This window comes from Halorubrum ezzemoulense, from assembly GCF_004126515.1.
Taxonomy (GTDB): domain Archaea; phylum Halobacteriota; class Halobacteria; order Halobacteriales; family Haloferacaceae; genus Halorubrum; species Halorubrum ezzemoulense.
In genome coordinates this window covers 1,675,657-1,691,444 of record NZ_CP034940.1, presented here as the reverse complement: position 1 = coordinate 1,691,444, position 15,788 = coordinate 1,675,657, and the positions used below count along the sequence as shown (strand labels likewise).

General features: G+C 71.5%; 15 protein-coding genes. 8 read left to right on the top strand and 7 right to left on the bottom strand.

The window, feature by feature from the left end; all coding sequences use genetic code 11:
• Nucleotides 1-110 precede the first annotated feature (110 nt).
• Nucleotides 111-563 carry a DUF5804 family protein gene (locus EO776_RS08435; RefSeq protein ID WP_049929400.1) on the top strand — a complete coding sequence of 151 codons (453 nt, stop codon included), beginning with the start codon at nucleotides 111-113 and terminating at the stop codon, nucleotides 561-563.
• A 19-nt stretch (nucleotides 564-582) separates the two neighbouring features.
• Here EO776_RS08435 and EO776_RS08430 read toward each other — a convergent pair whose 3' ends face one another.
• The 3 genes from EO776_RS08430 to EO776_RS08420 all read right to left on the bottom strand — a co-directional run bounded on the left by EO776_RS08430 (nucleotide 583) and on the right by EO776_RS08420 (nucleotide 3,589).
• Nucleotides 583-1,107 (bottom strand): DUF7109 family protein, encoded by a 525-nt coding sequence (locus tag EO776_RS08430; RefSeq protein WP_049929401.1) that lies wholly within the window; start codon nucleotides 1,105-1,107, stop codon nucleotides 583-585.
• Nucleotides 1,108-1,109: 2 nt separating this feature from the next.
• Nucleotides 1,110-2,294, bottom strand: coding sequence for a glycosyltransferase family protein (locus EO776_RS08425; RefSeq protein WP_049929402.1), 1,185 nt, complete (start codon nucleotides 2,292-2,294; stop codon nucleotides 1,110-1,112).
• A gap of 110 nt (nucleotides 2,295-2,404) precedes the next feature.
• A complete protein-coding gene (locus EO776_RS08420) occupies nucleotides 2,405-3,589 on the bottom strand; it encodes an MFS transporter (RefSeq protein ID WP_049929403.1) in 1,185 nt (394 codons plus the stop codon).
• A 171-nt stretch (nucleotides 3,590-3,760) separates the two neighbouring features.
• On the opposite strand from EO776_RS08420, the gene EO776_RS18955 reads away from it, so the two are divergent.
• Nucleotides 3,761-3,931 carry an HVO_0758 family zinc finger protein gene (locus EO776_RS18955; RefSeq protein ID WP_167373059.1) on the top strand — a complete coding sequence of 57 codons (171 nt, stop codon included), beginning with the start codon at nucleotides 3,761-3,763 and terminating at the stop codon, nucleotides 3,929-3,931.
• A 145-nt stretch (nucleotides 3,932-4,076) separates the two neighbouring features.
• Here the strand turns inward: EO776_RS18955 and EO776_RS08415 are convergent, their stop codons facing one another.
• The 4 genes from EO776_RS08415 to EO776_RS08400 form a co-directional block, all read right to left on the bottom strand.
• Complete coding sequence (locus EO776_RS08415) at nucleotides 4,077-5,429, bottom strand: hypothetical protein (RefSeq protein ID WP_094521048.1); 1,353 nt, start codon at nucleotides 5,427-5,429, stop codon at nucleotides 4,077-4,079.
• Complete coding sequence (locus EO776_RS08410) at nucleotides 5,429-6,085, bottom strand: hypothetical protein (RefSeq protein WP_094521049.1); 657 nt, start codon at nucleotides 6,083-6,085, stop codon at nucleotides 5,429-5,431. The genes EO776_RS08415 and EO776_RS08410 overlap by 1 nt, the downstream gene beginning before the upstream one ends.
• A 57-nt stretch (nucleotides 6,086-6,142) precedes the next feature.
• Nucleotides 6,143-7,255 carry an aldo/keto reductase gene (locus EO776_RS08405; protein WP_094521050.1) on the bottom strand — a complete coding sequence of 371 codons (1,113 nt, stop codon included), beginning with the start codon at nucleotides 7,253-7,255 and terminating at the stop codon, nucleotides 6,143-6,145.
• An 83-nt stretch (nucleotides 7,256-7,338) separates the two neighbouring features.
• Nucleotides 7,339-7,959, bottom strand: coding sequence for a class I SAM-dependent methyltransferase (locus EO776_RS08400; RefSeq protein ID WP_049929407.1), 621 nt, complete (start codon nucleotides 7,957-7,959; stop codon nucleotides 7,339-7,341).
• A 269-nt stretch (nucleotides 7,960-8,228) separates the two neighbouring features.
• Here EO776_RS08400 and EO776_RS08395 point away from each other — a divergent pair, with 269 nt between their 5' ends.
• The 6 genes from EO776_RS08395 (at nucleotide 8,229) to EO776_RS08370 (ending at nucleotide 15,785) form a co-directional block, all read left to right on the top strand.
• The gene (locus tag EO776_RS08395) at nucleotides 8,229-8,957 is read left to right on the top strand and encodes an SDR family NAD(P)-dependent oxidoreductase (protein WP_049929408.1); all 729 of its coding nucleotides are present in this window, start codon (nucleotides 8,229-8,231) and stop codon (nucleotides 8,955-8,957) included.
• Between the two features lie 110 nt (nucleotides 8,958-9,067).
• Nucleotides 9,068-10,693 carry a GMC family oxidoreductase gene (locus tag EO776_RS08390; protein ID WP_094592667.1) on the top strand — a complete coding sequence of 542 codons (1,626 nt, stop codon included), beginning with the start codon at nucleotides 9,068-9,070 and terminating at the stop codon, nucleotides 10,691-10,693.
• Between the two features lie 152 nt (nucleotides 10,694-10,845).
• Entirely contained in the window at nucleotides 10,846-11,655 is an 810-nt protein-coding gene (gene dacZ / locus EO776_RS08385; RefSeq protein ID WP_049929410.1) for a diadenylate cyclase DacZ, read from the top strand.
• A gap of 3 nt (nucleotides 11,656-11,658) precedes the next feature.
• Entirely contained in the window at nucleotides 11,659-12,447 is a 789-nt protein-coding gene (locus tag EO776_RS08380; RefSeq protein WP_094521051.1) for a mechanosensitive ion channel domain-containing protein, read from the top strand.
• A 104-nt stretch (nucleotides 12,448-12,551) separates the two neighbouring features.
• Nucleotides 12,552-13,217: a GNAT family N-acetyltransferase gene (locus EO776_RS08375; protein WP_094495372.1), complete on the top strand. Its 666-nt coding sequence runs from the start codon at nucleotides 12,552-12,554 to the stop codon at nucleotides 13,215-13,217.
• Between the two features lie 123 nt (nucleotides 13,218-13,340).
• Complete coding sequence (locus EO776_RS08370) at nucleotides 13,341-15,785, top strand: DEAD/DEAH box helicase (RefSeq protein ID WP_089307583.1); 2,445 nt, start codon at nucleotides 13,341-13,343, stop codon at nucleotides 15,783-15,785.
• Nucleotides 15,786-15,788 lie beyond the last annotated feature (3 nt).

Sequence of the window (15,788 nt, the reverse complement as noted above, 5' to 3'; positions counted from 1 at the left end):
CGCCGGTCGCGATCTCTCTCCTCCACCGCCCGCCGGTCGCGACCCCCTGCCGCGCCCTCCACGGCTCGCCGACCGCAACGGATTTGCGCCGGCCGGTCCGACGTGGGACCATGACGCGGGTGTGTCTCCTCGGCGACCCCGACGTGGAGCTCTCCTACGAGCTGCTCTCCCGCGAGACGGCTCGCGACGCGCTCGCGACCTACCGAATCGAGGAGCCGTTCGAGAACAGCGTCGCCGTCGACACCGTGAGCCTCGGCGCCGCCGTCTCGCTCCTCAACGACCTCGACTGGTACCTCGTCCGATTCGTCGAGGAGGCGCTCGTGTTGGAGCCCTCCGTCGCGTCCGACGAGTGGCTCTCCCGCGACCTCGCCCGCGAGGTCCGCGACGGCGACGTGCCGCCCGAGGAGACCGACCAGCGATTGAAGGTGTTCGGTCTCGTCGACGGTCTCCCGGTCGAACCCCTCTACGTCCGGCGGCGACAGGGCGAGACGCCCGAGTACGACCTCCGCGATGTCGACGAGACGCTCGTCGTCCGCGTGAGCGAGTCAGAGTTCTCGGGGTAAGCTCCCGAGTCCGACGCCGTCACTCGTCCACTTCGGCGAGGATCCGCGTCCGGACCGGGCCCACGTCGACCGGCGCCCACGCCTCCACGTCGTAGGTCACGTCCGCGAGCGTTTCCAGTCGCTCGGCGTCCCCCTCGTCTATCGCCGTCACCGCCTCGCGGCGGAGCCGGTCGAGGACCGCGTCCGCGAGCGCCTCGCGGTCGACGCCCCGGTCGGGCACGTCGAGGATGTGCGGGAGGTCCTCGGCGCCCTCCGGGAGCGTCGGGAACGCGGCGGGACCGACCGCGAGCGCGGTCGATTCGGCGGTGTGGCCCGTCACGTCGTCCCCGGAGAGCGCCCCGTCCGGCGCCGGCACGAGCGCGTACTCGTCGACCGCGAGGTCGATCGCGGCGTCGATGGCGGCCTCGTCGGCCTCGGTCCGCTGTTTGAACGCCAGCTCTGAGAGCGCCCGCGAGAGCTCGGCGCGGGTGAGCCACTCGAACAGGTCGACGACGCCGGCGAGGTCGTCGCGCGCGGCCACGCTCGGCCCGCTCCCGTGCGCCATCGTCAGTCCTCTCCCGGCGCGGGCCCCGTCTGTCCGGCGTCGGTCGCGGGGCTGCCGCCGGCGCCGGTTCCGCCGTCCGTGCCCCCGCCCCGAGCCCCGTCGAGGTCGGCGGTCGCGGCCTCGAAGACCTCGTCGGGGTCGACGGGAGCGTTCCGCCAGGCCGGGAGTCGAGTGTCCGGCCCGGGCTCCCCCAGCGCCTCGGCGTACGTCGCCACCTGTGACCGCTCGTCGGCGGCGTCGTACGAGAGCCCGTTGAACGCCGCGTCGGTCGCGTAGCCGTCGACCAGCGTCTCGGCGGCCTCGCGGTAGCGCTCGGCGAGGCCGTCGTAGTCGACGTCGACGCCGGCGTCTTCGACCGCGCGCAGGGTCGCCTCGCCGACCGCCCGGCTCATGTCCGCGAGGCCGGTCGGCCCCTCGACGGAGCGGTGGTCGTGCTCGTAGCTCCCCAGGTCAACCTGCGCGCTGTCGGCGAACCCGGCGCGGTCGAACGCCTCACCGAGCGTGCCGACCTCCAGCCCCCAGCCGCGCTGGACGCGGAGCTCGGAGACGAGCTCGCTCGTCGCCGCGAACTCGCCGGCGAGCGCGTAGCGGAACGCCGAGAGGTACGCCAGCACGTCCGGCTCCCGCCCCGGCGCGGCGTCGCCGAGCGCGCGGACGAGCGGCCGGAAGAACAGCCTGAACAGCCGCCCGTACAGCGAGCCGTCCTCGACGCGGGCGTAGTACCCCTTCGAGAACGCGTACCCTTCCCCGAGCGGGAACAGCAGCCGGTTCACGAACGCCGGCGAGTAGGTCTTCGTGTCGGCGTCGTGGACGACGACGAACTCCTCGTCAAGCGCGCGACCGAGGGCGAGCCACACGTCCCGACCCTTGCCGCGGTCGCCGTCGAGCCCGCGCGCTTCGAGCAGCGAGGCGAGCTCGGGGCCGTCGCACCACAGCGTCTCGACGTCGAGGTCGAACCCGTCGAGCCAGTCCGCGAACGGGCCGGCGCGGTCGGGCGACGCCCGGAGCGGAACGATCACGCGGGCGGGGTCGACCGTCTCTAGCGTCGAGAGCACGCGCTCGGCCGCGAGCGTCCCGTACTCGCGCTCGGTCATCGGCACGACGACCGCCGCGCGGTCCGTGGGGGCGTCGGGCCGGTGGTCGGTCAACGCGTGGAGGGTCGTCACGCGCTCCTGAACGTACTCCATTTACCGATCACACGGGAGCGACGACCAAAACAGGTGCGGTGCCCCAACCCGGCGTCGGTCCCCGAGCGGGGGGTCGGCCGGGCCGCGAGGTCGGCGCTCGGGGCGTCGCCTCAGACCCTCCGCGTCGCGCCCGCTGCCCCCCCGGGAACGCGTCCGAGGCGGTACAGCACCGCGTACGCCGCGACGAGGAGCGCCAGCCCCCCGGCGAGTGAGAGGAAGACGGCGTCGTACGTCGCGCCCGCCTCGATCGCCTCGCCGACGGCCCAGGAGCCGGCCGCCTGCGTTGACATCATCCCGGCCGAGAACATCGCGTACGCCGACGCGCGGGACTCGTCCGGCAGCGACGCGAGCAGGTACGTGTCGCCAGCGGGGAACAGCATGTGGATGGCGAACCCCACGACGACGCTCGCGGCGATCACCGCCGCCAGCCCCTCGGCGACGACCACGAGGACGACCCCGCCGACGAACGCCGTGACGATGCCGAGCAGGTACGGGACGTGGGGAAGCCGGTCGGCGAGGTCGCCCGAGACGAGGAAGGCGGGCACGCCGGCGGCGAAGATCACCGTCAAGAGGTTCCGCGCGGTCGACCGCGTCAGGTCCTTGTCGATCATGTACAGCTCATAGAAGTTGAACAGGCCCTGCCAGACGAAGCTCGTGAGGCCCATCAGCACGATGCCCGCGAGGATCAGCTTCCACTCGCCGCGGGCGGCCCCGAGGAAGTCGGTGTCGCTCGCGCCGGCGTCCGGGAGGTCAGTCCGCCGCGCGAGCGCGACGAACACGACCGTGCTGGCGGCCGCGGCGAGCGCGAGCGCGTAGAAGGCGTACCGCCAGTCGTACCACAGCGCGACGGTGACGGCGGGCGCGGCGATGACGGCGGCGAGCTGGCTGGCCATGCCGTGAACGCCCATCACGCGTCCGACGCGCTGCGGGAACAGCTCCGCGATGAACGGGTTCGCGGCGACGAAGTAGACGCCGGAGGCTAAGCCGATCGCGAAGGCGGCGACCATCAGCGCGAGCACGCTCGGCGCGAGGGCGACGCCGAGCGCCCCCGCGGTCAGCATCGCGCCGGAGACGAGGATGACGCGCCGCCGCGCGAAGCGCGTGAGCGCCCAGCCGGCCGGGATGCGCGGCGCGGCCGAGCCGAGCCACGCGAGCGTGACGATGAGCCCGGCGGTCCCCTCGCGGATCCCGAACGCGTCGATGAACTCTCCCACCAGAGGGGCGAACACGACGCGCGCGAAGTTGACGAGGAACACCAGCGCGCAAAGCGATCCGAACAGCCGGGTCCGTGACACGGCGGCGCTTCTCCGCGCCCGGACACAAGCGTTGCGGAAGCGCACGCACCCGGATCTCGGGAGCCGCTCGCGGGCTGCGGCCGCGTCCCTCCGCCGGGTGCCGATCTCGCTCGACGCGTCAGACCGATGTCGTACGGGGTTTTTATCCGCCCCGACGACGAACGGCGGAGTATGAAATCCACGCGCAAGGGACTCCGCGACGGCGACCTGATGAAGGACACCTACGAGCGGCTGAACTGTGCCGACTGCGAAAAGGTGTTGAAAAAGGAGAACGACCCCGACGAAGTGTTCTCCGTCCGCATCTGTCCGGAGTGCGGAAGCCGGTTCAAGGAGCTCCGCTGACCGTCGTCTCGCCCGTCGCCGCACCGCACCGGCCTCCGCGCCGCACCACTCCGCTCCGAATCGCTCTCCCCCGCACCGCACCGGCCTCCGCCGCGCTGCCGGACTTCGACTACCGCTCGCGCCTCTCCTCGCTGACCGTCGCCGTTCACGAATCGATCGCCGTCGCGACCGACTCCGCCACCGCCCCCGCCTCGTCCGCGACGATCTCGATCCACCGGTACTCGGCGTACGCCGTGGCGGCCGAGAGCGCGCTCCGCTCGTCGGCCGCGAGCGCGTCGTCCTGCTCCGCGAACAGCGGCAGGAACTGCGTCGCCAGCCACCGCGCCAGCGGGTTCTCGCTCTCCGCGAGCGCCGCGGCGGACTCGACCGCCGCGCCGCGCGCCGCGCCGATCGCCGCGGCCTCGTCCGGGAACATCGTGTCGCCCGCCTCGACGCGCGCGGCGACGGCGTCGACCGCTCGGAGCCGGGTCTGGACGAGCGCGGTCCGGGTCAGCCCGGTCGCCGGGTGGTCGGGCTCGTAGTCGCCGACCGCGACCGGGTCGAACCACAGCCCGTCGAAGCTCCGGTAGACCGCGCTCGACAGGAGGTCGGCGCTCGGCGCGTCCCGCGCGACGGCGCGCTCGTCGACGAAGGCCTCCGGGCCGGGGTTCTCCCTGAGGTCCTCGACCCCCTCGCCGTGGAGCTCGCGGAGCCGGTCGCCGACCGCGCCGCCGAGGCGGTCCATTTCGCGGCGGATCGGTTCGGCGACCGGCTGCGGGTCGGCGAGCGAGGCCGCGTACCGGTCGCCGAGGTACCGTCCCGCCTCGACGTACGACTGGACCCGCTCGACGTCTCCGACCGCCTCTCCCGCGCGGATCGGGTTCGCCTCGTCGGCCGGACTCCCGCTGCCGACCAGCGTCCGGCGGAGCGCCTCGTCGTACCACCGCTCGATCGGGCCGTAGACCGCGGCGCCCGCCAGGGGGTCCGCGGCGGGACCGGGGAGCGCGTCCAGCGTCTCAGACGCGCGCTGACGCACCGCCCCGACGTCGGGCGCCACCGCTCCCGGATCGCCCTCGACGGTCACGCCCGCCCACGTGCCGACGGCGCTCGCGGCGTGATCGCGCGCCGTTGAGTACCGCTCAACCGCTTCCAGCGGAACGAGCGGCTCGTCGGGTCCCGGCAGCGCCTCGCGGGCCGCCGCCCGCTCCGCCTCGATGCGCCCGCGGAACCCGCCGTGCGGGAGCCGCTCCGCGGTCAGGGGGTCCGGGATCGGGCTGAGCAGGCGGTCGACGCGGTCCGCGAACGCGGCGGCGACCTCCGGCTCGAAGCCGACGGGGACGATCCGCGGCCGAGCCGGGACGGAATCGTCGAACTCGCGTGGAACGGCGTCGACGTCGAGCGACGGCGGGTCGTCCCAGAACCGCCGCTCGCTCCCCCGGCCCGAGCAGCCGGCGAGCGAGCCGAGCGCGGCGGCGCCGGCGGCGGCGAGCGCGCCGCGCCGGGTGAGCCCCCGCGGCATCAGAGCTCACCCCACTCGTCGGTCGCCGTGGCGTTCCCGGGGACGGTCGCGTTCCCGTCGATCACCGCGTACTCCGTGTCCGTAGTCCGACACGGCGACCTACCGCTGGAGCCGGACCCGGTGAGCCGGTCGTCGAGGACGACCGGAAGCCGGAAGAGGAGGGCGAGCGCGACCCGCGCGTCGGCCTCGCAGGCCTCGTCCGGCGGCCTGAGCTCGCGGCAGTACTCGAACTCCACGTGCCCGGGATCCCACGAGACGGACTCGATGTGGAGTCGTTCGCACGACTCGATGCCGGCGGGCGACACGTACACCGTCTCCGCGTCGTAGTCGGTCTCGTCGAGGAACGACCGGATCCGATCGCGGTCCGCCTCGGCGACATCCTCGGCCACGAGCAGATCGGCCGCCCGCTCGGCGCTCGTGACGAGCTCGCGGTCGATCGCGACGGGCTCTCCGGCGCCGTTGGTCGCGCTCCCGTCGAGGAGGACCGGGTCGCCGCTCGGGTTCCGCGGCTTCAGGACGGTCGGGTCCGTGTCCGTCCCGGAGACCTGCCGTCGGACCGACTCCGATCCTGTGCCGTCCGCGCCGGAGCAGCCGGCGAGCGCGGCGATAGCGCCGATGGCGCCGCCGCGGAGGAGGGCTCGTCGGGTGGGGGACATAGGAGGCGATACCGTCGGTCCGGGTAAACCTCTTTTGGGGCCGGTCGTCGTCCGCGGTCACTCGAAGACGGCGTCGAACGCCGACGCGCCCAGCGGGTCGAAGGTGCCGGCGGCGACGTTCTCGCGGACGTGGTCGGGGTCGGTCGTGCCGACGAGCGACGAGGTGACGCCCGGTGCGCTCCGCGCGAAGTTGAGCGCGCGCTGGGCCGGCGTCTCCCCGGCGAGCGTCGCGTCGACGTCGGGCGGGACCGCGCCCTCGACCGCGAGGTCTCCCTGTCCGATGCTCGCGCTCGTCACCACAGAGAGCCCGGCCTCGTGGGCGAACGAGAGCGCCGAGACGGGCCCGTCCGCGTCACCCTCGGACGGCGCGCGGTGGTTCCGCCGGGTGAACGCGTCCGCCATCGCGACGTTGAAGGGGAGCTGGACCGCCGCGAGCCCGTGGTCGTCGTCGGGGCTGACCGCCTCGCCGGCGGCCTCGGCCCGCGAGAGCACCTCCGCGAGCGAGAGGTACCGGTCGCCGTCCTCCGCAACGCGGAACGCGTCCCACGTCGCGACGCCGTAAGCCCCGACGTCGCCCGCGGCGCGCCGGCGTTCGAGCGCCTCGAACGCGGCTTCGAGCGCGTCGTACACGTCGCCACGCGACCTGACAGCGAGCTGCGTCTCGGGGTTGTGGACGTAGAAGCAGTCGACCGCGTCGAGGCCGAGCCGGTCGAGCGAGCGGTCGAGCGACCACTCCAGGAAGTCGGGGGTCATCGCGTGCGCCCCGTTCGCGAGGTCGTCGGGGTCGACGATCCCCGGCTCGACGAAGCGCTCGCGGACGTACGCGCTCGGGTCGCTCGGTCGCTCGCCGTCGAACGGGAGGAAGCCGCCCTTCGTGGCGACGACCACCGACTCCCGGTCGAGGGGGGCGTCCCGGAGCGCCTCGCCGACGACGCGCTCGGCGCGGCCGCAGCGGTAGTTGGCCGCGGTGTCCACGTGGTTCACGCCGGACCGGAGCGCCAGCTCGATCGACTCGCGCGAGGCCTCGTCGACCGCGGGCGTCGGGTCGCCGAGGTACGTCCCGATCCCGACGCTGGAGACGACGCCGGGACCGAACCGCCGGAAGTAGGTGCGCCCGAAGGCGTCGCCGAACCGGTTCCGGTACCCCCAGAGGGCCTCGCGAGTCGCCATGTGTCCGGAGTTGTCGGCTCGCGGGTAAAAGTCGCGCGGGAGACCGCCGGTCGCGCTCACACCGCGTCAGGAACGGGCGTCTGTCAACGGGACGCGCGGAAGGTCCGCGTGGTGTCTCGCTTCCCGCGGGTGACGTCGACCTCGACGAGCCCGAGCGAGGTGAACACCTCGCCCCAGTCCCGGTAGAACAGCGGCGTCCCCTCGTCGACGTAGTTCACGTCCGGCGGAGCTGACGCCGACCCCTGCGTCGGGGCCTCGATCTCGGCCGTGATCAGAAGCTCGTCGGTGATCCGCGCTATCTCCTCGAAGGCCGGCTCGGCGTCCGGATGGAGGTGTTGTAGCGTCTCGACCGAGAACACCGCGTCGAACGCGCCGTCGTCAAACCCGCCGACCACGTCCTCTATCGCGCCGCAGTGAAAGGTCCCGTCGGCGGCGAGCTCGGGGTAGGCGTCCCGCATCTCGTCGAACGCCCCGGGGTTGATGTCGACGCCAGAGAGGTCCTCGAAGCCGTGGGTTGCGAGGTGGTCGAGGTGCCGGCCCGACCCGCACCCCAGCTCGAGGACGGCCGCGTCGCGGTCGAGGCGCGCGTCGAGGCCCTCACGGATCAGCTCGCTCGTCTTGTTCGGCCCGCGGTGGGCGTAGTACGCCGGCGAGTATTCGCCCGTCCGGTTCGTCCAGGAGTCTCGGACGGTGTTGATGTTCACGGATAACGATTCTGGCAGCGAGGCATAACGCCGTCGAACGGCGCGCGGTGTGCGCCGACGCCGCCGCGGCCCGCTCGGACGCGTTAGGCGCCGACGGCCCTCCGACGTTCGTACTCCGTACGCGGCCGTTATCGCGCGTTTAAACCCGTTGGTACGGTCGTAGCGGACTTCAAACGCCCGGCGGATTCCCGGTACAACGAAACGAGGGAAGTACATATCAGTATCAACATTCCGAAAGAAATACAAAATATACACACAAACGAGTAAATATGCTCGACGGAAAGACCGCTATCGTCACCGGCGGCTCGGCCGGCATCGGGAAGGCCATCGCTGCGGAGTTCGTCGATCAAGGGGCGTCGGTCGTGATCGCGAACCGGACCGAGGAGGCGGGACGAGAGACCGCCGAGGAGCTCGGCTGTTCGTTCGTCCAGTGCGACGTCTCGTCGTACGAATCCGTCGAATCGCTGGTCGAACAGACGGTCGAGGAACACGGCGGGTTGGACATCCTCGTGAACAATGCCGGGATCGGGCTCACTGGAACGGTCGAGGAGACGTCGCTCGAGGACTGGCACAAGTTGTTAGAGGTCAATCTCAACGGCGTCATCTACGGGACGCGAGCAGCCATGCCGTACCTGCGCGAGTCCTCGGGGGCGGTCCTCAACGTCGCGTCGGTGTTCGGACTGGTCGGGGGACCGCAGACGGCCGCGTACGCGACCGCGAAGGGCGCTGTCGTCAACTTCACCCGAACAACGGCCGTCGATTACGCCGACGCCGGCGTCCGGGTGAACAGCATCTGTCCCGGCTTCGTCGAGACCGAGATGACTGCGTCAGAGCTTAATGACGACTCTTTCTACGAGTTCGTCCTCAGTCAGACGCCGATCGGCCGCATCGCCGAACCGGAAGAGATCGCAGAACCGGCGGCGTTCCTCGTCTCGGACAAGGCCTCGTACATCACCGGAGTCAACCTCTCGATCGACGGCGGGTGGACGACGCACTGACGCGCGGCCCCGTCGGCTTCGACCCCGGTCTGTCCAGTCATATTCGGCGTGACCCGAGCGACCTCGTAGTCGCTGATCCGTTTAAATACTAGTCTCTCACATGCTAGTCTATGACAGACACGGAATACGACTTCGTCGTCGTCGGGGCGGGCTCTGCGGGCTGCGTCCTCGCGAACCGACTCACCGCGGACCCGGACAGGAGCGTGCTGCTCCTCGAAGCGGGCACACCCGACGACGACCGGAACATGCGGATCCCGGCGGGCTTTCCGGAGCTGTTCGAGAGCGACGCGGACTGGGAGTACTACACCGAGCCGCAGGACGGCTGCGGCGGTCGACGGCTCTACTGGCCGCGCGGTAAGACGCTCGGCGGGTGCTCCTCCACGAACGCGATGATCTACATCCGCGGCCACCCGTCGGACTACGACGACTGGGCGGCCCTCGGCAACAACGGCTGGGGGTACGAGACCATGCTGGAGTACTTCAAGCGGGCGGAGACGTTCACGCCGTCGGGATCGCCCTACCACGGGTCCGCGGGGCCGCTCAACGTGACGGACCAGTCCTCGCCGCGACCGGTCTCCCAGGCGTTTGTCGACGCCGCCGCGCAGGCGGGCTACGACCGCACGGACGACTTCAACGGGGCGGCACAGGAGGGCGTGGGGATGTACCACGTCACGCAGAAGAACGGGGAACGCCACAGCGCCGCCGACGCGTACCTCAAGCCCGCCCTCGACCGACCGAACCTCACTGCCGAGACCGGCGCGCAGGTGACCGAGGTGACCATCGAGGACGGTCGCGCGACGGGAGTTCAGTACAGCCAGGACGATCAGAGCCGGTCCGCGGGGGCCGCCGAGGAGGTCCTCCTCAGCGCCGGCGCGGTCAACTCCCCGCAGCTCCTCATGCTCTCGGGCGTGGGCGACCCAGACCACCTCGCGGACCACGGCATCGATGTCGAGACGGCGTCGCCCGGCGTCGGTCGGAACCTCCAAGATCACCTGTTCGCGTTCACCGTCTACGAGACCGACGGCGACATCAGCACGCTCGACGACGCCGGCGGCCTGCTGGACGTCTTCAACTGGTTCCTCCGCAAGCGCGGGAAGCTGACCTCCAACGTCGCCGAGGCCGGCGGGTTCGTCCGCACCGACGGCGCCGATTCCCGGCCCGACCTCCAGTTCCACTTCGCTCCCTCGTACTTCATGGACCACGGCTTCGCGAACCCCGAGACCGGGCGGGGGCTGTCGATCGGCGCGACGCAACTCCGGCCGGAGAGCCGCGGGCGCGTCACGCTTCGCTCCGCCGACCCGTTCGACGACCCTATCATCGACCCGAACTACCTCGACGCGGACGCGGACCTCGAAACGCTCGTGGACGGGGTCAAGCGCGCCCGCGAGATCGCCCGGCAGGACGCGCTCGCCGGGCACGTCGGGCGCGAGGTGTGGCCCGGCGAGGACGCCGAGACCGACGAGGCGATCGCCCGGCACGTCCGCGACACGTGTCACACCGTGTACCACCCCGTCGGCACGTGCGCGATGGGGGACGACGAGGCGGCGGTCGTGGACGAGGAGCTTCGGGTTCACGGCGTCGAGGGGCTCCGCGTCGTCGACGCGAGCGTGATGCCCACGCTCGTCGGCGGCAACACGAACGCCCCGACGATCGCCGTCGCCGAGCGGGCGGCGGACCTGATCCGCGACCGACCGACGCCGAGCGCGACGGAGCCGGCCGCGGCCGCCGACGACTGACCTGGTTCGGGCCCGCACCAGCGGCCGCTTCGTTCCGGACCGCGCCCCGCTGGCCGCTTCGCTCCGGATCGCGCCGCCACTCTCGCTCGGCGTCAGACGCACGCACGACGCCGACGCAACGACTATACGGATTCCTCGTGTCAGTTGCGTCAATGGACTCGCTCACCGACCACCTAGCGGACCTCGTCGCTGACGTCGACGCCGCGCTGCTGTTCTCTCCGACGAGCTCCTTCTACGAGCGGTTCGCGAACGGCGGGAGCGAGGTCGTCGTCGTCGCGCCCGACAACGACGTCGACGCTGAGACGTTCGTCGATCTCCCGCTCCCCTTCGACAACGTGAAAGACCGGATCCGGTTCGGCATCGAGGGCGCGATGGACGCGGACCTCGTCTCCGAGGGCGACGAGGTCGCGTGCGTCGCCTCCGTCTTCGAGGGCGGCTCGGACGCGGTCGTCCGGGTCACCGTCGACGAGAGTATCCACACCGGCATCTTCGACCTGTTCGCCAACTCCCGCGCCGAGCCGAGCGTGATCCGCGACGTGTTCGAGGTCGCGATCGAACTCGGTCAGAAGGGACAAAAGGGGAAGCCGGTGGGCGCGCTGTTCGTCGTCGGCGACGCGGGGAAGGTGATGAACAAGTCGCGGCCGCTGTCGTACAACCCATTCGAGAAGAGCCACGTCCACGTCGGCGACCCAATCGTGAACGTCATGCTCAAGGAGTTCTCGCGGCTGGACGGCGCGTTCGTCGTCTCCGACTCCGGGAAGATCGTCTCGGCGTACCGTTACCTCGAACCCGCTGCCGAGGGGGTCGACATCCCGAAGGGCCTCGGCGCGCGCCACATGTCCGGAGCCGCGATCACCCGCGACACCAACTCGACCGCGATCGTCCTCTCCGAGTCGGACGGGCTCGTCCGGGCGTTCAAGGCGGGCGAACTCGTCTTGGAGATCGATCCGGAGGAGTACTGACTCATGTCCGCGGTCCAGATCACCGTCCCAGAGTTCCTCCTGAACGTGCGGTACCGGATCTGGCTGGCGCTGGCGGTGCTCCTCTTCGGTCTCGCGCTGGCGTACCTCACCGGCGTGATCAACCGCCGGCTGCTCCGCCGGGCGGGCGTCCCCGAGGTGATCGAGGGGACCACCTTCGAGCGGACGGCCCGCGAGTTCGACACCTCGACGGTGCGGATCTTGGCGCAGCTGTCGAGCTACTTCATCGTCGCCGTCGCGGTCATCGTCGCCCTCACGGTCGCAGACGTGAACTACCTCGAACAGTTCTGGTCCGGCGTCGCCGCCTTCCTCCCGCGGCTGTTCGTCGCCGCCGTCGTCGTCATCGTCGGCGTCGTCGTCGGCGACAAGGCGGAGCTGCTCGTCGCCGAGCGCCTCCGGGGGATCAAGCTCCCCGAACTCGGCGTCCTCCCGACGGTCGTGAACTACAGCGTCGTCTACGTCGCCGCGCTCATCGCCCTCGGACAGGTGGGCGTTCAGACGCTCGCGCTCATCGTGCTGCTCGCGGCGTACGCGTTTGCGGTGGTGCTGTTCGCCGCGCTCGCGACGAAAGACCTCGTCGCGTCGGCCGCCGCCGGCGTCTTTCTCCTGCTCCGACAGCCGTACAGCATCGGCGACGAGGTCCGCGTCGCCGGCGAGCGCGGCGTCGTTCAGGAGGTCGACCTCTTCGTCACCCACATCGAGACCGACGGCGAGGAGCACGTCCTCCCGAACCACGTCGTGTTCCGCGAGGGGATCGTGCTGATCCGGGAGTAACCCCCGATCCGACCACGTTGCGGCCGACGCCGACTCCGTTACCGATTCTCACGCTGTGAAAGTCGTTGTCACCATATAACACGACCCGACGCCAACGTTGATACATGACCTCCGGTACCGCGAGCGCCGCTTGCGACGGCTGGGACGGGAGCGAGTGCGAGGGGACGCCGCACTGCCCGCCGCGGTGTCCGCGCTTCGTCGACAAGGAGGGCGCGCGCTGGACGATCCGGCCCGCGACCGACGCGGACGAGCCGTTCCTCGCAGAGATGTACGAGCGGTTCGGCCGCCCCCACCGCGCGCAGGGGCTCCCGCCGGTGAGCCGGCGCCGGCGCGTCGACTGGATCCGATCCATGCTGTCGGAGGGGAACAACGTCGTCGCCGAGCGGGACGGCGAACTGTTCGGCCACGCGATGTACACCCCGACCGACGCCGACACCCCCGAACTCGCCGTCTTCGTCCACCCGGACGCGCAGGACCGCGGCGTCGGGACGGAGCTGTGCCGTCACGTGATCGCCAACGCCGCGGCCGCCGGCCGCGACGGGATCGAACTCCACGTCGAGACCGGGAACCGCCCCGCGCGGAGCGTCTACCGGACGGTCGGCTTCGAAGTCGTCGAGCGGCGCGGCGACCTCCGGATGCGGGTCGACCTCGACCAGCCGATCGCGACCGAGGTCCGCTGGCCGCCGCTCGCCCGCGAGGGCCCCGCGGAGCCGGCGGTCGACCTCTCACCGACCGACGGCGGGCCCGAGCGATCGCCCGCGGACGACTGAGCGGCACGGCGCTCCTGCGGGCGACTGGCCGCCACAGCGTTCCCGCAACCGCCCGGTCGACACCGCACTCTCCTCGGTGCCACCGCAACCGTTAGGCCCCGCCGACCCGAGGGTATCGTAACCGTGGACGACGCCATCGAGTGGCTGCGAGACCGCCCCTTCTACGAGGGACAGATCGCCGACCAACGGCGGCTCCCGGCGCGCGAGCCGGAGTTCGCCGATGTCGACCTCGAACCGCGGCTCGCCGACGCGCTCGCGGACCGCGGCATCGAGCGGCTCTACCGGCATCAGGCCGACGCCATCGGCGCGGTCCGCGACGGCGACGATGTCGTGCTCGCGACCGAGACGGCCAGCGGCAAGTCGCTCGCGTACACCGTCCCGGCGTTCGAGGCCGCGATGGACCACGGCGGGCGCACGCTGTACATCGGCCCGCAGAACGCGCTGATAGCCGACCAGGAGGAGTCGCTGTCCGAGCTCGCGGCCGACCTCGGCTTCGGCAGCCGCGTGTCGGTCGACTCGTACACCGGGCGGCTCTCGCGGGCGGAGAAGCGCGACGTGCGCGACCGCCGCCCAACCGTCCTCCTCTCGAACCCGGACATGCTCCACTACGCGCTGCTCCCGTACGCGGGGCGCCTGTGGGACTGGTTCTTCTCCTCGCTGGAGCACGTCGTAATCGACGAGGTCCACAGCTACCGCGGCGTGTTCGGCTCGCAGGTCGCGCTGACCCTCCGCCGGCTCGCGCGAACCTGCGAGCGATTCGGCTCCGCGCCGCAGTTCGTCTGCTGCTCGGCGACGATCAACAACCCCGTCGACCACGTCGCGACCGTTACCGGCCGCGACCCCGACGGGATCGCCCTCGTCGACGAGGACACCTCGGGGCGCGGGCCGCGCGACTGGGTGCTGTGGAACCCGCCCGAGTACGACGACGACTGGCAGGAGCGCGGCAGCGGCCGCCGGAAGTCGAGCCACACGGAGAGCAAGCGCCTCTTCGTCGACCTCGTCACGGCGGGCCAGCAGACGCTCGCGTTCACCCGCGCCCGCCAGACCGCCGAGCAGTACGCGACCGACAGCGCGAGCGACCTCCGCGAGCGGGGGGAGCGCGACCTCGCAGGGAAGGTCGGCGCGTACCAGGCGGCGCTCACCGACGACCGACGCCGCGAGATCGAGGCCGACCTCCACGCGGGCGACCTCCGCGGCGTCTGGTCGACGAGCGCCCTCGAACTCGGCGTCGACGTGGGCGGGCTCGACGCCGTGGTGCTGGACGGCTACCCCGGCACGCGGATGTCCGCGCACCAGCGCGCGGGGCGGGCCGGTCGCGGCGACGACCCGGCCACGGTCGTCATGGTCGGGGGCGAGGACCAGCTCGACCAGTACCTGATGCGCAACCCGAGCGACTTCTTCGACGCGCCGCCGGAGGACGCGATCTGCGACCCGGAGAACGGGCAGCTCATGCCCGGCCACGTCGCCTGCGCGGCCGACGAGAACTGGCTCTCTCCAGACGACGAGCGCTTCTTCGGCGACACGTTCCCGGGCGTCGTCGCCGGCCTGACCGAGGCGGGCGCCCTCGAACGGCGCGAGGCCGCGAAGGGCACGCGCTGGGTCCACGCCGGCGACGGAAGCCCCCAGCAGTCCGTGAACCTCCGCACGGCCGAGGAGCGCGAGATATCGCTGATCGAGCGGTCGAGCGGCGAGACGGTCGCGACGCTCGGCTTCGCGGACGCGCTCCGCGACGCCCACCCGGGCGCGATCTACCACCAGCAGGGCCGCACCTACGAGGTGGTCGAGCTGGACCTCGACCGCGACGTGGCCGAGCTCCAGCAGTCGTGGGCGGACTACTACACGCAGGTGCGCTCCGACAAGGACATCGTCGTGAACGAGGACCTCGACGAGCGGGCGCTCTCGGCGCGCCCCGACGTGCCCGTCCGGTTCGCGGACGTCACGGTGACCGAGCAGATCACGGGGTTCGTGCGGAAGGACGCGGCGACCGGGGAGTCGCTCGGCGAGTCGACGCTCGACCTCCCGGAGACGACGCTACGGACGAAGTCGTTGTACTTCCCTGTGCCCGCGGACGTCGAGCGCGAGATGCGGCGACTCGGCGACGCGCTCGACGATGGGGACGCCGGAGATCCCGAGGTCAGCGCCGACGGAGGTGCGCCCGATTCGGGCGTCGATGTCGACGGCGAGCCGATCCCGGGCGGCGAGTACGCGTTCAACGGCGGGATCCACGCCGCCGAACACGGGATCATCTCGCTGTTCCCTTTCCACCTGCTGTGCGACCGGGCCGACGTGGGGGGGATCTCGACGCCCCACCACCCGCACACTGAGGGGCCGGCGGTGTTCGTCTACGACGGCTACCCCGGCGGCGTCGGACTCACGCGCCGCGGCCACCGGCGGATCGAGGAGCTGATGACCCGAACCGCGCGTCTGATCGACACCTGCGGCTGCGAGGGTGGCTGCCCCGCCTGCGTCCAGTCGCCCCACTGCGGGAACGGGAACGACCCGCTGGCGAAAGCGCCGGCCGTGCGACTGCTCGAATCGCTCACGGGGGCCGACGCGGACGCCCGATAGGAC